At 70.8% G+C, this 19,624-nt stretch carries 12 protein-coding genes and 2 tRNA genes; 11 read left to right on the top strand and 3 right to left on the bottom strand.

Features of this window, described 5'->3' with window-relative positions; genetic code table 11:
- The first annotated feature begins 36 nt into the window (after nucleotides 1–36).
- Both IPK71_22085 and IPK71_22080 read left to right on the top strand, forming a co-directional pair.
- Complete coding sequence (locus tag IPK71_22085) at nucleotides 37–417, top strand: CBS domain-containing protein (GenBank protein MBK8216429.1); 381 nt, start codon at nucleotides 37–39, stop codon at nucleotides 415–417.
- A gap of 91 nt (nucleotides 418–508) precedes the next feature.
- Complete coding sequence (locus tag IPK71_22080) at nucleotides 509–1,039, top strand: hypothetical protein (GenBank protein ID MBK8216428.1); 531 nt, start codon at nucleotides 509–511, stop codon at nucleotides 1,037–1,039.
- A gap of 226 nt (nucleotides 1,040–1,265) precedes the next feature.
- Here IPK71_22080 and IPK71_22075 read toward each other — a convergent pair whose 3' ends face one another.
- On the bottom strand, nucleotides 1,266–4,043 hold the full coding sequence (locus tag IPK71_22075) for a hypothetical protein (GenBank protein MBK8216427.1): 2,778 nt from the start codon (nucleotides 4,041–4,043) through the stop codon (nucleotides 1,266–1,268).
- Between the two features lie 143 nt (nucleotides 4,044–4,186).
- Here IPK71_22075 and pruA point away from each other — a divergent pair, with 143 nt between their 5' ends.
- A complete protein-coding gene (gene pruA, locus IPK71_22070) occupies nucleotides 4,187–5,815 on the top strand; it encodes an L-glutamate gamma-semialdehyde dehydrogenase (GenBank protein ID MBK8216426.1) in 1,629 nt (542 codons plus the stop codon).
- Nucleotides 5,816–5,879: 64 nt separating this feature from the next.
- Here the strand turns inward: pruA and IPK71_22065 are convergent, their stop codons facing one another.
- Nucleotides 5,880–8,165: a S46 family peptidase gene (locus tag IPK71_22065; GenBank protein ID MBK8216425.1), complete on the bottom strand. Its 2,286-nt coding sequence runs from the start codon at nucleotides 8,163–8,165 to the stop codon at nucleotides 5,880–5,882.
- 252 nt (nucleotides 8,166–8,417) lie between these two features.
- Between IPK71_22065 and IPK71_22060 the strand changes: the two genes are divergently transcribed.
- Entirely contained in the window at nucleotides 8,418–9,458 is a 1,041-nt protein-coding gene (locus tag IPK71_22060) for a hypothetical protein (protein MBK8216424.1), read from the top strand.
- Nucleotides 9,459–9,566: 108 nt separating this feature from the next.
- Here IPK71_22060 and IPK71_22055 read toward each other — a convergent pair whose 3' ends face one another.
- A complete protein-coding gene (locus IPK71_22055) occupies nucleotides 9,567–11,327 on the bottom strand; it encodes an IgGFc-binding protein (GenBank protein MBK8216423.1) in 1,761 nt (586 codons plus the stop codon).
- Between the two features lie 159 nt (nucleotides 11,328–11,486).
- Here IPK71_22055 and IPK71_22050 point away from each other — a divergent pair, with 159 nt between their 5' ends.
- From IPK71_22050 to IPK71_22020, 7 genes are all read left to right on the top strand, one after another.
- Nucleotides 11,487–12,320: an alpha/beta hydrolase gene (locus IPK71_22050; GenBank protein ID MBK8216422.1), complete on the top strand. Its 834-nt coding sequence runs from the start codon at nucleotides 11,487–11,489 to the stop codon at nucleotides 12,318–12,320.
- Between the two features lie 129 nt (nucleotides 12,321–12,449).
- Nucleotides 12,450–12,520 (top strand) — tRNA-Gln (locus IPK71_22045).
- Between the two features lie 60 nt (nucleotides 12,521–12,580).
- Nucleotides 12,581–12,652 (top strand) — tRNA-Glu (locus tag IPK71_22040).
- 128 nt (nucleotides 12,653–12,780) lie between these two features.
- Nucleotides 12,781–13,257 (top strand): transcription elongation factor GreA, encoded by a 477-nt coding sequence (greA, locus tag IPK71_22035; protein MBK8216421.1) that lies wholly within the window; start codon nucleotides 12,781–12,783, stop codon nucleotides 13,255–13,257.
- Between the two features lie 55 nt (nucleotides 13,258–13,312).
- Nucleotides 13,313–15,322, top strand: coding sequence for a DEAD/DEAH box helicase (locus IPK71_22030; protein ID MBK8216420.1), 2,010 nt, complete (start codon nucleotides 13,313–13,315; stop codon nucleotides 15,320–15,322).
- Entirely contained in the window at nucleotides 15,319–18,327 is a 3,009-nt protein-coding gene (locus IPK71_22025) for a sulfatase-like hydrolase/transferase (protein MBK8216419.1), read from the top strand. Before IPK71_22030 ends, IPK71_22025 begins: the two co-directional genes overlap by 4 nt.
- Before the next feature lie 23 nt (nucleotides 18,328–18,350).
- Nucleotides 18,351–19,619, top strand: a complete 1,269-nt coding sequence (locus IPK71_22020; GenBank protein ID MBK8216418.1) for a tetratricopeptide repeat protein — start codon at nucleotides 18,351–18,353, stop codon at nucleotides 19,617–19,619.
- Nucleotides 19,620–19,624: the final 5 nt, after the last annotated feature.

Raw genomic sequence — 19,624 nt, 5'->3', positions numbered from 1 at the left:
GTGGACGAACCCTCCGTCCTTCGCGATGATCCCCCCATGGCGAAGGTGAAAGAGCTGATGTCGCAGAGCGTGCTCACGCTCTCTCCCGAGTCGACCCTCGAAGAGGCCGCGCAGACCTTGGCGAACCTCGGCGTGAGCGGCGCGCCCGTTGTCGAGGGCGACAAGCTCGTCGGGGTCTTCTCCAAGTCGGACATCGTCGACGATCTGTCCGACGGGGCCATCGATCTGACGGACCTCGTCCGCAAGACGATGTCCCGTTCGCCGCTCACGGTCGGCCCGGACGACGACCTCTCGGTGGCGATACGGCTCTTCGCCGAAAAGAAGGTGCATCGCATCGTGGTGGTCGACGGCACCGAGGTCGTCGGCATCATCACCCCCCTCGACATCGTGCGGGCCGTCCACGAAAAACTCATCTAAGTCGATGGGTTAGGGCACTTCTTGACAAAACCTGACGCGCCGTTCAGAAAAATGTCTGGCGAGCGGTCGCGCTCGGAGCCATGCTGGGGCCATGAAGCGTTGGGCGCTCGTGTGCGGTCTCGTGGCGATGACGTTTGGTGTGGCCGGCTGTGCCGACGAGATCGAGCCCCCGCGGTACGCCGTGCTCACGCCCTCCGAGCGTGCACAGACTCGCCCCGCCGAGGGCCAAGTGGTCGTGCGGCACACCCCGCCGCCGGAGCCCGTGGTCGAGGACGAGCTCGGCTCCAAGCCTCGCCTGCGGCACACCCTCCGCCTCGGCTCGGACGGGGCGACCTACCCCGAGGTCGCAGGCTCCAGGCCGGTGGCTCCGCCGCCCCCTCCGGGCGTCACGGTCGTGGTGAACAACAACATCACCCAGCAGCAGGTGGTGGCGGTGGGCGGGGGAGGCTACGGCCCCCGCGGCGCGTACGGGGCGCCAGGGTACGGCACCTACGGTCGGCCCACGTACGGCAGCTCGCCCTCGATTTCGACGCCGGTGCAGCCGCAGGCTCCGCTGTCGAGCCCGCCCATCGGCGGAAACTGGGCGCCGCCGCGCAACTTCGGGCCCCCCGCGATGCGGTGACACGGTGGCGGGCGCGCCGACCCCCAAGGCGCCGAAGAGCGCCCTCCACGAGGCCTTCGATCTCGTCCGGGTCGACAGGAGCGCCCGCACCACACGGACGCTCGTGCTCGGGGCGAGCCTCGTGGCCCTCGGTGGCAGCGCGCTCGGCGCCGCGTTCGCCCACAGGCTCGGCGCCGGAGCGGCCCTCGGAGGAGCGCTCTCCGGGGCCGTTCTGCTCTTCGTGGGGCTACTGGTCGGCTTCGGGACGATGGTCGCCACGTTGCTCGAGAACGCGTACCTGGGCCTGCGCGAGGACGGCATCGTCCTCCACGACGACCGCGGCGAGCTTCTCATCGCGTGGGACGAGGTCGCGCGGGTCGAGCACCGGCGGGGCGCCATCGTCATCACCGAGCACGGCGGTCGCGAGCAGATCTTCTACGCTGGGAACGCCTCCGAGGCCGTCGCCGCTCGCATCGAGCTCGTCCGCCGCCGCGCGGCTCTCGGGATGGTCGGCGCGGGCCTCCGCGCGTAGGGACGGCTCGTCGGCCGTGTGAGCCGCCTCGAAGTCCGTGTAGGCGAGGTACCCGTAGCTGCCCACACGCAGCGCGAGGCCGTGCTCGAACGCCCCGCGAGCGAACGTCGCCGTACCCGACATGGTCCGCGCGCGCACGAAGGGCGACGTGAGGCCCGCGGTCCCGAGGACGTCGGCGACGTTGCGGGGGCCCGAGCCGAGGGCTCCCGGGCGGGCCTTGGGAACCGTGCGCCGAAGCACGACGTCGACCTCGCCGTGCCCGTTGTGGAACACGAAGAGCGAGGTGCGCCCGTTCTTGGCGTTCGCGTAAGCGAACACGTCGTGGCGGACGTGCCCGTGGGCGTCCTCGACGACGAAGAGCTCGAAATTCTCGACCCCGGCGAAGAGCCTGCGCTCCCTCAGAAGTGGAGCCATTTCGCGCATGTGGCGATCGTATGCACCTTGATCCACGGCCTCGTCCCAGCGTGGCGCGTGAAACTCCATGCCGTACTTCTCGGAGTAGGCCTCGACCTGGCCGTGGGAGAAGAGCGGGAGCCCCGGGAGCGTGCACATCATGGCGCACGCGCCGAAGTACTTGTCTCCCGTGCCGAACGCGTAGCGGGCCGGCTCCTCGTCGGGGTTCGAGAGAAAGTGCACGAAGCGCCCGAGGACCTCGGGCTCGTCGGCGAGGGCGCTCGCGAGCATCGCGAAGTAACCCGCGTTGTCCTCCGAGCGGAGCTTGTGCATGAACGCCGAGTCGTAGACGCGGTGCATGCCGAAGTCGCGGACGAACGTGCCTTCCATCATCCAGAAGGCCTCGGCGAGGAGGAGCGTGTCGGGCAGCTCCGCGGTCACGCGATCGACGACGTCACGCCAGAACTCGGTCGGGCACGCGGCCTGGAACTCGGCGTCCGTCATGGCGTGGGCCGCGCGCGAGGCGATCGCGCCGCCCTCTCCGGGCTTCGGGAACCATAGGCGCCGCACGTGGCGCTTGGCGAGGGTCATGGCCGCGTCGAAGCGCACGACCGGGAACATCCGACATACGTGCAGAATGCACTCCATGACGGCCTCGCGCACGTCGGCGCGGGAATAGTCGAGCTGCGCGGTGTCGTTCCAGGGCAGGCCCGTGCCGTCGTTGCCGTGGTAGACGTAGCGCGTCTCGCCGGTGCGTGTGTCGCGCCGCTCGAACACGACGGCCGCGTCGGAGCGATCGTCGTAGCCACGCTCAAGCCGCACTTCGACGTGCGGGTGATCTCCGAGGTTCGGCCCGTCGAAGCGGTAGCTCGGGTAGGGGGGCTTCGGGAGCGACAAGAAGCGCTCGGGGTGGTCGTAGATCCAACCCGACGTGAGGCCCATGTGGTTCGGCACCATGTCGGCGCCGAGCCTGAGGCCCACGCGCGCTGCGCGGTCGCGGAGCACCTCGTAACCGTGCGCGCCGCCGAGGTCGTCGGCGATGCGGTAGTCGAAGATCGCGTAGGGGGAAGCGGCGGCCTCGTGGTCTCCTCGGGCCACCTTCACGGTGCGCGAGGCGGCGCTCCGCTCCCACAGGCCGATGAGCCAGAGCGTGGAGATCCCGAGCGACCGGAGCTCGGCCAGGGCCTCCTCGGGGATGTCCCCGAGGGTGCGGATGGGCCGCCCGAAGCGCTTCGTGAGCTGCGCGAGCCACACGAGCGTGTTCTTCGCGATGACGACGGTCTCGGGCATCCAGTCGCGGTCCGCGGTGAACCTCGCCGGGGCATCGGCGTCGCCCCCGATCGCCGTGCCGTGGCCCGCGCCGAGCCCGCCCCCGGCCGCGCCGTGCGTCATCGCGAAGCGCAGGGACAGGCCGCGGGCCTCTTCACGGCCGAGATCTTGCCCGAACCGCACGCGCCGCATGCTCCCGACGTCGTCGAGGAAGATGCCCCAGCGCGCCTCGATCCACGCGAGCTGCTCGAACACCGAGCCCGAGACGCGCCCCGGCGCGAGCAAGCTGTCGAGGAGGCTCTCGCCCGCGACGACGCCGCTGTCCTCGCCCGCGAGCACGGTCTTCGTGCGCGCGACGACCTCGCCGAGCTCGGGGGGCGCCGAGGTCCAAGCCGCGACGGAGTCGATCTTGCGGTAGGCAGGATTCTGGCTCGAAACCCAGAGGAGCAGCATCTCCTCGCACGCCCACGCGAGCCTGTGGTCGCCCTCGTCGAGGAAAGCCTCGGCCGTCACGGTGCCGTCGAACACGGAGGGGGGAGGGAAGGCGCGCACGAACGCGAGGGCCGCGGCGCGAGTCCCTTCGGCGTACGTCTCGCGGAGGGTATGGGCGATCGCCGCGAGCGCGCCGCCGTGCTTCGACACGACAACGTGCAGAAGCTCGTGCAGGAGCGCGAGGGCCGTCACCTCGGCAGGTGTCGCCTCCGTCCCCTCGGCGAGCGCGAAGGCGGCGGTCGTGTCGACCTCGACGAGATCCCCGAGCTGCGAGAACGCCTCGTGCGGCAGGTTACGCTTGGCCCGCTCGGTCCCCAGCACGTGAAAATAGCGACGCAAATTAGCACCTCACAGATGAGTGACGGTCATACGCCGGAACCGGACGCCGCGCAAACGGACCGTGCGCGATTTTCCCTCGTGATGCTACCCAAGCGCCCGAAAGAGCGGGACGATGCGCCAAACCCGCTGCCCCGAGGCCCCCGTTGCTCGACCTTCCGTCCCCGCTCCCGTGCCCCCCGAACGAGCCCGTTCTGACCTACGCCCCGGGCTCCCCCGAGCGCGGCGCGCTGAAGGCCGAGCTCGCGCGCCTCTCCGGCGAATGCCCCGACATCCCTCACGTGATCGGGGGCGAGGCCGTGCACGAGGGCGCCCCGTTCGACGTGAGGTCCCCGCACGCGCACCACAAGGTGATCGGCCGCGCACGCCACGGGGGTCACGCCATGGCCGAGCGGGCGATCGCCGCCGCCAAAAAGGCCGCCCCGGAGTGGGCCGCGATGCCGCTCCTCGCGCGCGCCCGCATCTTCCAGCGCGCCGCCGACCTCCTCGCCGGCCCGTTTCGGCAGCGCCTCAACGCCGCCACCATGCTCGGCCAGAGCAAGACCGCCTTCCAAGCCGAGATCGACGCGGCCTGCGAGCTCGTCGACTTCTTGCGCTTCAACGCCTACTTCGCGACGCGGCTCGTGGAGCAGCCGATCTCGCCGCCCGGGGTCATAAACCAGGTCGAGCTCCGCCCGCTCGAGGGCTTCGTGCTCGCCGTGACGCCCTTCAATTTCACGGCCATCGCGGGCAACCTCCCCGCCTCGTGCGCGCTCATGGGCAATGTGGTCGTGTGGAAGCCCGCCGAGACGCAGGCCCTCGCCGCGCACCACACGGTGGCCTTGTTCGAGGCCGCCGGGCTCCCGAAGGGCGTCATCAACGTCGTGCACGGGGAGGGCGCGAGCGTCGGGGCGGCGTGCCTCGCGAGCCCCGACCTCGCCGGCATCCACTTCACGGGCTCCACCCGTGTCTTCCAGTCGCTCCTCCGCGGCGTCGGCGAGCGCATCGCGTCCTACCGGAGCTACCCGCGTGTGGTCGGCGAAACGGGCGGAAAAGACTTCGTTTTTGCCCACCCGAGCGCCGACGTCGAGGCCCTCGCGGTGGCCCTCGTGCGGGGCGCGTTCGAGTTCTCGGGGCAGAAGTGCAGCGCCGCCTCGCGCGCCTACGTCCCGAAATCGCTCTGGCCGAAGCTCGAGAAGCTCCTCGTGTCCCACGTCGCCGAGCTGCGCGTAGGGCCGGTCGACGACTTCCGCACGTTCATGGGCGCCGTGATCGACGAGCGCGCCTACGCGAGGCTCGCTGGCTGGCGCGATCGCCTCAAAGCCGACGCGTCGTGCACGCTCGTCGCCGAGGGGCCGTGGTCGAACGCCGAGGGCTACTTCGCCGGTCCCACGATCTTCAAGGTCGGCGATCCGAAACACGCGCTCTTCCAGGAGGAGCTCTTCGGGCCCATCTTGGGCATCTACGTCTACGACGACGCCGACGTCGAGGCGGCCCTCGGCCTCGTCGACGAGACGAGCCCCTACGCGCTCACGGGGGCCATTTTCTCGGAGGATCGCGCGTTCGTGTCCCACGCGGCGCACAGGCTTCGCCAAGCCGCGGGCAACTTCTACGTGAACGACAAGCCCACCGGCGCGGTGGTCGGCCAACAGCCGTTCGGAGGCGCCCGAGGCTCGGGCACGAACGACAAGGCCGGGAGCGCGTTCAACCTGCTGCGCTGGGCCTCTCCTCGCACCGTCAAAGAGACGTTCGTGCCCCCTCGCGAGGTGCTCTACCCGTCGATGCGAGAGGCGTGAGCCGATCCGGCGGGCACGAGCGAACGCCACGTGCCCGCCCAGGTCTCGAGTCGCCTCGGCTCGCTCAGTCGACCTTGGGCGTGACGCCCATTTCTTTCAGCAGGTGATCTCCGCCGTCGACGGCGTCGAGCAGCCAGAGCACGTACCGGATGTCCACGTGGATGCTGCGTGTGATCTCGGGCAAAAAGAGCCAGTCCGAGGCCATCGCCTCGTAGTTGCCGTCGAACACGAGGCCCGTGAGGTGCCCGCGCGCGTCGAGCGTCGCGCTCCCGGAGTTGCCGCCGGTGATGTGGAGGTCGGCCAAGAAGTCGACCGGGACCTCGCCGAGCGTCGCGTCGACGTAGGGCCCGAAGCGCTTCGCCGAGGCCGCCGCGACGAGCCGCTCGGGCACGTCGAACGGCTCTTTTTTCGTGTTCTTCGCGAGCATCTCGGAGAGCGTCGTGAAGGGCCGGTAGGGCTTCGCGTCCTTCTTCGGCGCATATCCGCGCACCGTTCCATACGTGACGCGCAGGGTGCTGTTCGCGTCGGGAGCGAGCTCGACGCCGGCCACCTCGCGCTTCGCGTCCACGTAGCGCGCCTTCACGGGGAGCATCCGCCCCTCGAGCGCGTGCTCGCGATCCTCGGCCGCCTCGACCAGCGGGACGAGCTTCCGCGCGAGCACGATCAGCGGGTCCTTCGAGGCCGCGATGTCCTTCGTCTTCGCGAGGCGGAAGAGGTCCTTCCGGACGCGCGGATCCTCGAGCTTCGTCTTCGCGTAGAGAGCGGAGATCGCCTTCTTCGCGTCCTTCACGTCGCCGCTCGGGAGCGCGATCTTGAACGCCGGAGAGCGCTCCTCGGGCCGGACCTTGGCGATGCGCTCGAGCGCGAGGAGAAACATGCCCTCGTCGAGGGGGCGGGCGTAGCTCTTCTCGAGCGCCGCGAGGGACTGCTCGATCCGGGGGAGGTTCCGCTCCTGGAAATCGGGGCGCCGATCGGCGTCCGGTCGCGCGCGCTCCTTCACGGCGCGCACGATCTGGACCGCGGCCTGGAGCAGGCTCGGGAGCATCAGGTCGGAGCGCACCTCGGCGTCGGCCTCGCGCGTCTTCGCGAACTCGTTCACGATCGAACGGAGGTCGGCGAGCACGTCTCCGTATTTGGCGCGCCGGGCCGGCTCGGCCTCGACGAAGGCCGTGAGCTTGGCGTCGTCCTCGGACTTTTTCTGGGCGAGGCCCCCGGCGACGAGCCCTTCGAGCTGCCCCTTCGTGTTCGTGAGGGCGTTCCCGAAGCGTCGCACCTGCGGCGTCGCCTTGATCTTCACGTCCTCCGAGGCCGCGCCGAGCTCGGCGAGCCGCGCCAACGCGTCTTCGCAGAGCTTCTGACGACGCGGGTACGAGAACGCGATCGCCTCGTCGACCTCGGGCCCCGAGCGCCACGACTGGGTGCGCCCCGGGTACCCGGCGACCATCACGAGGTCCCCCTCTTCGAGGGGCTTCGTCGCCACGGTGAGGAAATGCGGTGGCGCGTAGGGGACGTTGTCCGGCGAGTAGTCGGCGGGTTTCCCGTCTTTGCCCACGTACGCGCGGAACATGGACACGTCGCCCGTGTGGCGGGGCCAGCGCCAGTTGTCGATCTCGCCGCCGTAGTTGCCGACGCCCGACGGAGGCGCGTAGACGAGGCGCACGTCACGAATTTCCATCTGGTCGATGAGCACGTGCATCTTGCCCGCGTAGTACGAGACGACCGAGCAGCGTGTGCCAGGGCGGTCCTTCTCGCACGCCGCCACGAGCTCCTTGCCGTGCCGCTCCACGATCTCGTAGCGCTTCTTCGGATCGGCCTCGGCCATGGCCCCGTCGAGCACCTTGGCGGTCACGTCCTCGAGCTTGCGGGTGACGTAGACGCGCGCTTGGGGCCCGTTCGAACGCTCCTCCGCCCGCGTCTTCGCCATGAACCCGTCGCGGAGGAGGTTTTCTTTCGGGGTGGAGTTGTAGCCGAGCGCGCCCGTCGCGCAGTGGTGGTTCGTGATGACGAGCCCCTCGCGCGACACGAAGGACGCCGAGCAACCCCCGAGGCTCACGACCGACGAGAGCACGCTCGACGTGGGGCTCGCGAGGTCCTTCGGGTCGAGCTCGAGCCCGAGCTTTTTCAGCGTCTCGGCGTGTTTGGGCGCCGCCATCTGCGACGGCATCCACATGCCGCCAGGGTTCTCGAAGGCCACCTTCGGCGCCTTCGGGGGCGCGGCGCTCGCGCTCGGGGCTGGGGGGGCCTTCGGTGTGGCCGGCGGCGGGGGAGGGGGAGGGAGCGCCTCGGGTCCACACGCGGACACGAGACCGAGGGCGAGAGGCAACACGAGCACGAGCGAAAGGCGACGCATATCGACCTCGAACAGTATGAAACTCTTGGGTTTTTGAGCGGCCGCCGCTCGCGGGCGCCGACCGGTGCTCTAGCAAACCTCGGCCCGGGCGTCACCCTTCACCACGGCTCGGAGAACGCGGGGCTCGGCCCGCCGGGGACACGAATGCGACGCGCGCAAAGCTCGACTCGCTCGGGCGCGAATGGCAATTGTCCGTGGGCTCGGATACGTTTGGCGCGGCGTCCGTCCAACTCCCCAGGTCCGGTCTCGCACATGATCCGATTCCCGAAACGCACCTCGAAGGCCGACAGCATCAGCGACGCCGACATCCTCGAGGCCGAGGTCGTCGAGGACGCGGCCGCCACTTCGGAGCTCCTCGCGATCGACGACGCCGACCTCATCCTCACCCCCGGGGCGCCTCTCGAGCCCGAAGGGGTCCAGAACGTCATGGCCTCGCTCGAGGCCGAGGTGTCGCGTGCGATCGGCCCCGGCAACCCCGGGCTCGCCGGCGCCCCCCTCGCGCCCGCGAAGCCCGCTCCGGTGGCCCGCTCGGCGGCGTCGCCCGTCCACGCGCCGGAGCCCGTATCGGTTCGTCCGGCCCCATCCAGCAGCGCGCCCTCGGCGCCCTCGTCCTCCGTGATCGTCGCGCCGCAGCCGAGCTCGCCGTTCGTCGTCGCCCACGCGGTCATGGTGCCGGTCCCCGCGCAACCGCTGCCTTCGGCGCCGATCGTGCCCACCAAAGCCGAGCCTCAGGTGGTGGTGGTGCGCGAGAAGCCTGCCGTGGCCTGGGCGGTCGCGTGCCTCGCGCTCGGCGCCCTCGGGGCCATCGTGGGCATGCGCGTCGCGAGCGGTCTTTCGCGCCCGGTGGCGACCGGGGCTCCGCTGGCCGCACCACCCCCGCCGTCTGCGGTCACCGCGCCAGCACCGGTCGCCCCACCGCCCGCTGCCGCCCCGCCGAGCCCCGAGGCCCTCCTCTCGGCTCCGAAGCCCGCCGCGAGTGATCCTGCCGCGGTCGTCGCGTTCGACGAAAAAGACGCCGTCCACGTCGTCGCGGCGCCCGCGCCGGTCGCCCCCCCGTCGCCACCCAAGCCTGCTGCGGCCCCCGCCGAGGCGAAGCCCGCCCCCTCGTCCTCGGGCCCCGCCCCCTCGAAACCTGGGGAGCCCCCGCCGCTCCTCCCCGACGGGCCCTCCAAGGTCGCTACGGCCGCGCCCCCGCCTCCCCCGGCCGCGCCCCCGCCTCCGGCCAAACCCGCGCGCGTGAAGACGCCCGAGGAGCAGCTCCTCGAGGCCCAGCTCAAGGCCGCCCAAAAGTAGGCCGAGGCGTTCTGCACGCCGCGTAAGTGCCCGATACCAAAGAAGAAAGGCCCGCGCACCGGGGAGGTGGCGGGCCTTCGTGTCACGCTCGAGCGGAGCGCGCCGAGGTCACTTCGGCACGGGCGGCGCCGAGATGAGCTTCAGGTTCAAGCCACCCGGGTACTGGTAGCTCGTGTTGGCGCCGTACCCGACCACCTGGATGCCGACGGGCTTGGCCGACTCGAGCGCGTGTGCGCCGTTCTTGCCCGGTCCGAGCTTCACCCGGAAGACGCCGAGGCCGTTCGCGATGGTCGTGAAGGTGCTCGCCGGGACCGCCACCCCGTCGACCTTGGGGGCCGAGTCCTGCGCGCCGACGATGTCGACGAACGTGACGTCGTAGTCGTCGGGGGCGAGGAAGAGGTACTTCGTGCGGAACTGCTCGACCGACGCGAACGTCGTGAGCGACGGGTCGCCGCGCTGGGCCTCGGTGAGGTTTCCGAGCTCCGCCGCCCCGACGAGCAGGCCGACGACGGCGAACTCTTGCGAGCCCTGCACGTCGAACGCCTCCGACACGAGCTCGCAGTCGACCACCTCTCCCGCCTGAAGGGTCGCGGGGCACTTGGCGGGCTTCGCGGGCGCGTAGGTGAGCGTCGTGTTGTCGCGGTTGCCGACGAAGCGCACCCAGTGTTTCACCCCGCCGCCCTTCGGGCCGGTGGGCGGCGCGACGACGTAGCGCTTCCCGAGCGTCTCGGCGGGCGCCACGGTCTCTTCGACGTGGTCGCAGTAACCCTTGCCGGCGGGCACGTTGACACAAGGGAGGCCGGCGATCACCTGGACCGGCTTGGTCGACGTGATGAGCGTCCCCGAGAAATCGAACCGCTCGCCCTTGTCGCTCACGAGCTCGGCGACGTCACCCGCCTTGGCCATGTTCAGCGTGAGCGTACCGCCGCCGTTCGTGGCCGGGATGGGCGCGCCGCCCGCGAGCACCTTTCCGGGCCCGGAGAGCCGGACGGTGACGGTCGTGTTGTCCTCCACCGCCGTGATGGCGATGTGAGGTCCCATGATGTCTTGCTTGGGAGTCGGCGGGAAGATCGGGATGGGGTTCGGGACCTCGGGGCTCGTCCAGCCCTTGTAGCCCGTGACGCGGACGTTCGTCGTGAGGGCCGTGCTCGGCAAGAGGAGCGACGCGTCGTTCGAGTAAGAGAAACAGCCTACGCCGCCGTTGCCCGGGCACGTGCTCCAGTTCTTCGCGGGGGGGCTCGCGTCGGGACCGGCGTCCGGGGGGAGGGGCCCTTCGCCGCCCTCGCCCTTGTACTGGAGCGCGTTGAACTGCGCGACGATCACGGGCACCGAGCTGACCAAGTGGTAGGCGCCGCCGGTCGCGTAGACCGAGGCCGTGAGCGGGGTCGCGCTGCCTTGATTGTCGGCGTCGGGCCCCTTCAGCGAAGCCACCCACGGCAGGTAGATCTTGCGGAGCTCGCCGGCCGGGACCTGCACCTGCTTCGAGAAGTTGTTCGGCCCGGTGACCGTCACGTTCGCGACGTTCTGCCCCGTGTTCGAGACGACCACGGCGTAGTCGAAGATCGACCACACGTTGTTCGCGTTGACGGTGGGCCAGTAGTCGCAGCCCACGTACGACTTGGTCTGCTTCGCCTCGTTGCAGTCGACCGGGTCGCGCGTCTCGCCGGCCGGCGGCAGGATGGACCCGTCGGCGGGCTCGAACCCACTGTCCGTGAAGGAGCCGCCGTCGACCGGCGTGATGGTCGCGTCGATCGAGGTGTCGGGCTCGTCGAACTCACCCTCGGGGCGCGGCGTGGAGCCGCACGCGGCGATGACGGCGGGGACGAACGAGGCGGCGACGAAGGCTAGGGGAAGGAGGCGAGCGCGCATGCGTCGGGGCTAGCACGAAACGCGCTTGGCGCCGCTCGTTCGTCACGAATTTGCCGCGCTCAGGTAGGACGTTTGACTACGTGCGAACGATCGGATCCTCGCGGCGCGGCGGCGACGAAAGGTGGGCCACCCCCCACGTCCGGGGCTACCTTTCGCCGCGTGAAGCTCGCGCTCGCCACCTTGCCGCCGGAGCCTCCGGGCCCTCCGCGCGGGGTCTTTCTGTTCCTCCACGGCATCCTCGGCTCCGGCACGAACTGGCGGGGGTTCGCGAAGCGCTTGCTCGCGGGGAGGCCGGGGCTCGAGGCGTGGCTCGTCGACCTCCGAATGCACGGGCGCTCGCAGGGGTTTCCGCCTCCGCACACCGTCGAGGCGTGCGCCCAGGATCTCGTGGCGCTCGCCGCGAGCGAGGGCAAGACCGTGACGCACGTCCTCGGCCACAGCTTCGGCGGCAAGGTCGCGATGGCCTTCGCGCTCGCGCGACCGGAGCCCCTCGAGCGGGTCTTCGTGATCGACTCGCACCCGGGGATCCCGAAGGTCCAGCGGGGCTCCGAGACCACCGTGCGTGTGCTCGAGCTCCTCCGCGCGGCGCCCCCGAGCTTCGCCACGCGGGACGCGTTCACGGCCCATTTCGTCGGGCAAGGGCTCGATCGCGGCGTCACGGCGTGGCTCGCGATGAACCTCGCGCAAGAGGGAGATCGCTTCGTCTTCCGCCTCGACCTCGACGCCATCGAGGCCCTCCTCCACGACTACCTCGTGACCGACGGCTTCGCGCTGCTCGAGGCGCCGCCGCCGAGCTTCGAGGGTCGCGTGGTCGTCGTGAAAGGTGGGGCCTCACCCACGGTCGACGCCGAGGCCGAGGCTCGAATTCGCGCCGCCGCCGAAGCGCGTCCCTCGAACGTCGCGCTCGAGACCATCCCGAACGCCGGCCACTGGGTCCACGTCGACGCCCCCGACGCGCTGCTCGCCGTCATCGCCCGCCACCTCGAGACCTGAAAATCCCGAACGAAACCGAGCGTGAGGGACCTATGTCGAATTCCTGTTGACACGGCCGCCAGCGCGAGTATGGTGCGCCGCGTTCTCGACGCCGACGAAAGAAGGGTCGAGGTCGCGCTTCCCCTTCATTCGGGAATCGTCTAATGGCAGGACAACGGATTCTGATTCCGTTTATCTAGGTTCGAATCCTAGTTCCCGAACTACGCCGACCGCGATCAGAACGCCCGGCACGCTTCGCTTCTTCACATACGAGTATCCCTGGCCCCATCGTCTAGCGGTTAGGACATCGGCCTCTCACGCCGGTAACACGGGTTCGATTCCCGTTGGGGTCGCAAAAAAGTGAGAATCACCCCGGAATGGCAACGCCACCCGGGGTGTCGTCTTTTGGACAACCTCCTTCCCGAGGGCCGCGGAGGGCCACACCCTTCCGTCGCCCGCGAACGTGGGTAAGAGTGCCGCCATGGTCGAAAAGAACCCGATCACGCCCGAGGGTTTCGAGAAGCTCCGCGCCGAGCTCCACCACCTGCGCAGCGTCGAGCGCCCCCGCATCATCCAAATGATCGCCACCGCCCGCGAGCACGGCGACCTCAGCGAGAACGCCGAGTACCACGCCGCGCGGGAGAAGCAGTCCTTCACCGAGGGGCGCGTGAAGGAGCTCGAGGACAAGCTCGCGCGCGCCGAGGTGATCGATCCGTCCAAGATCGAGAGCTCGCGCGTCGCGTTCGGCGCCTACGTGAAGCTCCTCAACGTGAAGACCGACGAAGAGGTCGTCTACCGGATCCTCGGGGCGGACGAGTCGGACATCGAGCAGGGGCTGCTCAGCATCACGAGCCCCCTCGCGCGCTCGCTCCTGGGCAAAGAGGCCGGCGACGAGGTGAAGGTGCGCATGCCCGGCGGTGAGCGCACCTACGAGGTCGTCGACGTGTCCTACAAGTGAGCTCGGCGTGTGGGCGGCGCCGCGTCCGTGGCGTCATCGCGAGGATCGGCGTCCGATGGGATCTTTGCCGACCTCGGTGAGCCACGCGGGGCCGATCGAGGCGCTCCCGGGCATCGGCCCGAAGACGGCCGCGCGCCTCCGCGAGCACGGGATCGAGGCGCCGCTGGACCTCGTCCTTTGCCTGCCGATCTGGGCCGCCACGCTCGACGACGCGCGCGAGATCGAGAGCCTCGGCGACGAGGACCTCTCGCCATCCGCGGAGAGGATCGTGGCCATCCGCGGCGTGGTGAGGCGGGTCTCCGTCGCGTTTTTTCGCGGGCGGAGCACGACCCGCGTGAGCCTCGCCTCGAGCGACGGGCGGGCGAGCCTCGACCTTCGGTACCCCTACCGCGCGCACGCGATCCTGGCCCTCGAGCTCCGCGAAGGGGAGCCCATCGTGGCCGCCGGGAGGCTCCTCCGCGACGGCCGCGGCAAGCGCTACCTCCTCGCCCCGAAGGTCGCTCGCACGGGGACCACCCGCGTGTTCCTCGAGTACCCCGACGCGGTCACGAAGGTGCGCGGGGCGATCGACGCGGCCGTCGAGCTCGCGGAGGGATGCCCCATCGCGCCGACCGTCGTCTCCGAGGCGTGTGGGATCGCGCCCGGCCTGCTCCGCGAGGCCCACGGGGGGGACCCTCGAGCCCTCCGTGACGCGCGCGTCGCCCTCGCGATCGCCGAGGCCACCGCGCGTCGCTACCTGAGCGCGCGAGAGCCTCCACCACGCGCGATCGCCGTCCCAGGGGTCGCCGAGGCCGCAGACAGGCTCGCCGCGGCGATGACGCTCACCTTCACCGTCGACCAGTCCCGCACCATCGCCGACGTCGCGGCCGACATGTCGCGGGAGGTGCCGATGCGCAGGCTCGCCCTCGGCGACGTTGGCACGGGCAAGACGATGGTGGCGCTCGCGGCGTTGCTCGCGGCGGCCTCGGCGGGCCTCCGGGCCACCGTGTTCGCGCCGACGGTCGCGCTCGCGGAGCAGTGGCACAAGGTTGTTCTAAATGCTCGTATCTCCATGGGAATGCCGTTTTCCCTCGGGCTCGTGACCTCGGCCACCGAGGCGCTCCCCCAGGCGTTCGACGTGTGCGTGGGGACGCACGCGCTCGCGTCTCGTCGTGCCGGGTCCGCGGCGCTCGTCGTGATCGACGAGCCCCAACGCACGGGCACGGCGCTCCGAAGCACGCTCGTCGACGCGGCCGGGATGCTGTCGCCGCACGTGCTCCTGCTCACCGCGACGCCGCTCCCTCGGACCCTCGCGCTCGCGCTCGCCCCGGACGACGCGCTCACGGTCAGCGAGCTCGGTCGGAGGCCCCTCGCGACCGCGCCGACCGTCACGCGGATCGTACCCTCTGCCGCCCTCGACGCCGCCCTCGTGGGCCTCGACGCCGAGGTGCGCGCGGGCGCGCGGGTGTTCGTGGTGGGGCCACGCGTCGCGCGCGGGGCCGCGGGTGCGCCCGGGCTCGCGGAGGTCGCCGCGAGGGTCTCGAAGGCGCTCCCGTGGGCCACCGTGGCGATCGCCCACGGGGCCTCGGCCGACCTGTCCTCCGTGCTCGAGGCGCTCCGCGAGGGCCGCGTCGACGTGCTCGTCGCGTCGAGCGTCGTCGAGGTCGGCATCGACGTCCCCGAAGCGACGCGCATGATCGTGCTGGAGGCCGACCGCTTCGGGGTCGGGCAGCTCCATCAGCTCCGCGGGCGCGTCGGGCGGGGGGATCTCCCGGGGGAAATGTGGCTCGTCCCGTCCGAGGGCGCGAAGGCCCCTGGCGTACGCCGCATCGAGGCCTTCGTGCGCACGACCTCGGGGGCCGAGGTCGCCCACGGCGATCTCCGCGAGCGCGGCCCTGGCGACCGCCTCGGAGAGCGGCAGTCGGGCACGAGCGAGGCGCCGATCGAGCTCCCCCACGAAGCGATCTCCCGCGCCGTGGCCCGCCTCCTCGAGACGGACCCGGAGCTCGAGTCGCCCGACGCCCGGGTGTTCCAGCGCATCGTCGCGCGCGCTCGGCGAGGGCTCGTGTACGAGGCCGCAGGATGACCCACGCCCGCTCCATGCTCGAGCGCGCGGGCCGCATCCTCTTGGTGTGGGCGTTCGCGATCGCCCTCGAGAACCTGGTCATCGGCTTCGGCTACCGGTCGATGTTCGCCGGGTACTGGGAAATGGCCATCGCGAGGCGCTACCTGTCGCCGCTGCTGCTCGCGGCGCTCGTCGCGCCCGCCGTGACGTTCGCCCTCGTGGCCGAGCTCGGGGTCGCGCTGCGTCGGGCCGGGACGGGGAGGGAGGCGCGCCTCTACGTGGGGCTCGCGGCGCTCTTCGGAGCCGCGGCCGCGCTCTCGGTGTCGACGGGGCGGCACACCGAGAGCTGGGCGGTGCGCGTCCCGTTCATGCTCGTCACCGCGGGGCTCGTCGGAGGCGCGGTGCGCGTCGCGATGCCGCGCTTCATGGCGCTCTCTGCGGGCGCGAGGGCGGGCGTGGCAGGGGCCCTCGCTGCCTCGCTTTGGGTGGCAGATTCTTTCGTACTTCCAAGGCTTTATCCGGGTTTCCACGAGAGCTGCCACTTGGCCTTTCTCGTGGCGCTCGCGGTCCTCGGGGGGGCGCTCCCGGCGAGCCGGGCCGTGACGCGAACGGCGCTCGGCACGCTGCTCGTCTCGGTGGCCCTCATGGGGTACGTGGGCGTCGGCGCGCGCGGGGCGCAGAAGTCCGACAACCTTCGCATGGTGCTGCTCGACCGGGCGCCTCTGCTCGGGCGTGCGGTGAGGCTCGCCGCGTGGATTGCTCCGCCGGAAGCCTCCGACGAGGGCGCCGCGTCGGCGAAGGCGGTGCCGTCGGGCGAGGTCGCGCGTGCGCTCGATTGGACGGGGCGCGACGTCGTGCTCGTGACGATCGACGCCCTCCGCGCCGACCATCTCTCGTCGTACGGATACGCGCGGCCGACCACCCCGAACATCGACGCGCTCGCCGCCCGAGGCACGCGTTTTTCGCACGCCTATTGCCCCACGCCCCACACCTCGTACTCGGTGACCTCGATGCTCACCGGGAAGTACATGAAGCCACTGCTCGCGCTCGGCGTGGGCGAGGGCTCCGAGACCCTGGCGACGCACATGCGCCGGTACGGGTACCGCACGGCTGCTTTCTACCCGCCGGCCGTCTTCTTCATCGACGAGGCGCGGTTCGTGTCGTTCCGGGACTCGGGGCTCGACTTCGAGTACCGGAAGGTCGAGTTCGCCGATCGGGCGACCCGCGTCGCTCAGGTTCGGAGGTATTTGGCGAGCGCGCCGAAGGATCGCCCCCTCTTCCTGTGGGTCCACCTGTTCGAGCCGCACGAGCCGTACGTGGCGCACGAGGGGCGGACGTTCGGCGATCCGAAGCGCCCGACCGACGTCGACGCGTACGACAGCGAGGTCGCCGAGGCCGACGCGACCGTCGGAGAGCTCGTCGCGGACGTCGAGCAGGCGCGGCCCGGCGCGACGTTCGTGGTCAGCGCCGATCACGGCGAGGAGTTCGGGGATCACGGCGGCCGCTACCATGGGACGACGGTGTACGAGGAGCAGGTCCGGGTACCGCTCGTCGTGACCGGCCCCGGAGTCCGCGCGCAGACCGCCGAGGCCCCCGTGCAGACGATCGACATCTTGCCCACGGTGCTGTCCGCGCTCGGCATTCCACGGCCCGCGCGCGTGCGAGGCCGAGACCTCGGCAAGGTCCTCCGCGACGGCGAGACGGCGCCCGAGGAAAAAGCGGGGTTCGCGTTCGCCGAGACCGACGAAGGCACGCTGGTGGCCGAGGGGCGCGACCGCCTCGTGTGCGCGCGCAAGGTCGCGGCGTGTGCCCTCTACGACATCACCACGGACCCGCGCCAAACCAAGGACCTTGGCGCGCACGAGCCCCGCGGCAAGGCCCTCCGCGCGAGGCTCGCGCAGACCGAAAGGGACCATGGTCGCTACGAGGGCGGCACGAAGCTACCCGACGCGCTTCGTCGCGGAAAACAAGGGGAAGCCGACGCCGCGGAGGACGTCGCGGCGCTCTTCGACGACGCGAGCCCCGAGGTGCGGCGGGAGGCGGCCGAGGTCGCGTTCTGGCTGAACCGCCCCGCCGTCACCAAGCTCGCGGCGGAGCGCGCCTTCGGCAGGGAGGACGACGGGCCCACGCGGACGAGCCTCGCCCTTTTGCTCGTGCGCGCTGGTGGCGCCCGCGAGGCCGAGACGACCCTGGTCGTCCGCCTCTTCGAGGGTCACGACGTGGGCCTGCGTCGCAAGGCGGCGCTCGCGCTCGCCGACGGCGGGGATCCGCGGGGCGTGGGCGTCCTCGCGGCGTGGCTCGACGACCGCGGCGCGGGCCTCGAGCTCGACCGGGCGCGCGAGCTGCTCGCGGCGCTGGCGCGTCACAAGGCAAAAGCCGCCGTACCGTCGCTCGTGAGCGCGCTCTCGGACCTACGCATCCGGCCCTACGCCGCCGACGCCCTCGCGGCCATCGGAGACACGTCCGCGCGCCCCGCGCTGCTCGCGGCCTTCGCCGTCGAGCGCTACCGGCCCACGCGAGCGCGGCTCGCCGAAGCGCTCGTGGTGCTCGGAGCAAAAGATGAGCTTTATCAGCCACTTGCCATGTTCGCGGGGATGCCCGAGCCGCTCGACGGCGCCGTCTCGATGGCGCTGCGGGCGGGGCTCCTCGTCCCGAAGCGCGGGGGCCTGAAAGCGGCGGGTGACGGAGGGCTCGTGGCGCGCCTCGAGGGGCTCGTGACGGCACCTCGGCGGCCGTTTCGGGTCCTCGTCGAGGTGGGAGGGCCCGGGGGCGCGGCCGAGGTTCGGGTCGACGGGTCGACCTTCCTGCCTCACGCCGTCGGCCCGAACGGCACCTCGATCGTGGCCGAAGGGACCGCCCCTTCGGCGTCGAACGAGGTGCGCCTCGAGGTCACCCATCCCGCGGGCGTGCGAGGGGCGTGGGTGGTGCCGCTCTCCGACGAGCTCCCCCCACCGCCAAAAGAAGCGTGGGACGGCGGGACCGACGAGGACGACGCGGGGCTTTCCGCGGACGCCAAGGCCGAGTAAGGTCCGCGCCGCAAGGAGCCGCCGTGTCCGACAAGACCGAAAAAGACGCCGACAAGCCCGAGACGACCGAAGACGCCCCCACGACCGACGAGGCCAAGGCCAGCGCCGGCGAGAGCGACGGCGCGGACGAGAACGACGAGACGGACGACGGCGACGACGAGAGCGACGGCGACGGCGACGAGGTTGCCGCGAAGCCGAGCGACGACGCGAAGGCTCCCGCGTCCGCGAAGAAGAAGGTCGTCGAAGAGGACCTCGACCTGAGCGAAGATCCGGAGATCGCGAAGGAGGAGCTCAAGCTCCGCGAGCGTCAGTCGAAGCTCAAGAAGAAGGGGCAGGGGAAGGCCGCCCTCGCGAAGGCCGCGAGCAAGAAGCTCGCGGAGGTGCGCGAGAAACGCAAAGCCGACGTCGCTCAGGCCGCCGACGCGGCCGACCCGCTCCTCGCCCGCACCACGGGCTGGCTCGAGAAGAACCAGCAGACGGTCCAGATCGGCGGAGCGCTCTTGGTGGTGGGGCTGCTCGCGTTCGGCGGGTACCTCTTCTACCAGCAGAAACACGCGGCGGACGCCTCGGTGAGCCTCTCGAAGGCCGTCGCCGACGATCGCGGTCTCATCGGCGAGCTCCCCCCGGACGACGACGAGAGCGGCCGCATCAAGGACCCGCGCCCGATCTTCAAGACCCACACCGAGAAGCGCGACTCGGCCCTCGCCAAGTACAAAGAGGTCCAGGCGAAGTACCCGGGCACGGGCGCGGCGTACCTCGCGCGCCTCGGCGAGGCCTCCGTGCTCCTCGACAAACGCGACGCCGACGGCGCGATCGCGGCCTACACCGACGCGAAGTCCTCGCCGCTCGCGGCGGCCGACGTGGAGGTCCGCGGGCGCGCCATGGAAGGCCTCGGGTTCGCCTACGAGCTGAAAGCCAAGCTCGACGCCCCGAACAAGGACAAACACCTCGACGCCGCGATGGCCGAGTACAAGGCGCTCGAGAACGTCATCGACACGAAGGGCTTCAAGGAGCTCGGGATGTACCACCAGTCGCGCGTCTTCCAAGACAAGGGCGACAAGGCCAAGGCCAAGGAGCTGCTCGTCTCGCTCCGCGATCGCCTGTCGAAGCCCGGAGAGACGCACCCGTTCGCGTACCTCGACGAGATGGCCCAGGATCGCCTGCGCATGCTCGACCCGAAGGCCGTGCCGCCGAAGCCCAAATACAACGAGGCCCAGCTCCAGCAGATGCTGCAGAAGCTCCGCATGGGGCAGGGCGGCGGCGGCGGTCACGGTGGCGACGACGACGAGTGAGGGCC

This window comes from Myxococcales bacterium (assembly GCA_016712525.1).
Lineage (GTDB): Bacteria > Myxococcota_A > Polyangia > Polyangiales > Polyangiaceae > JAAFHV01.
This window is presented reverse-complemented; position numbering and strand designations above follow the sequence as displayed.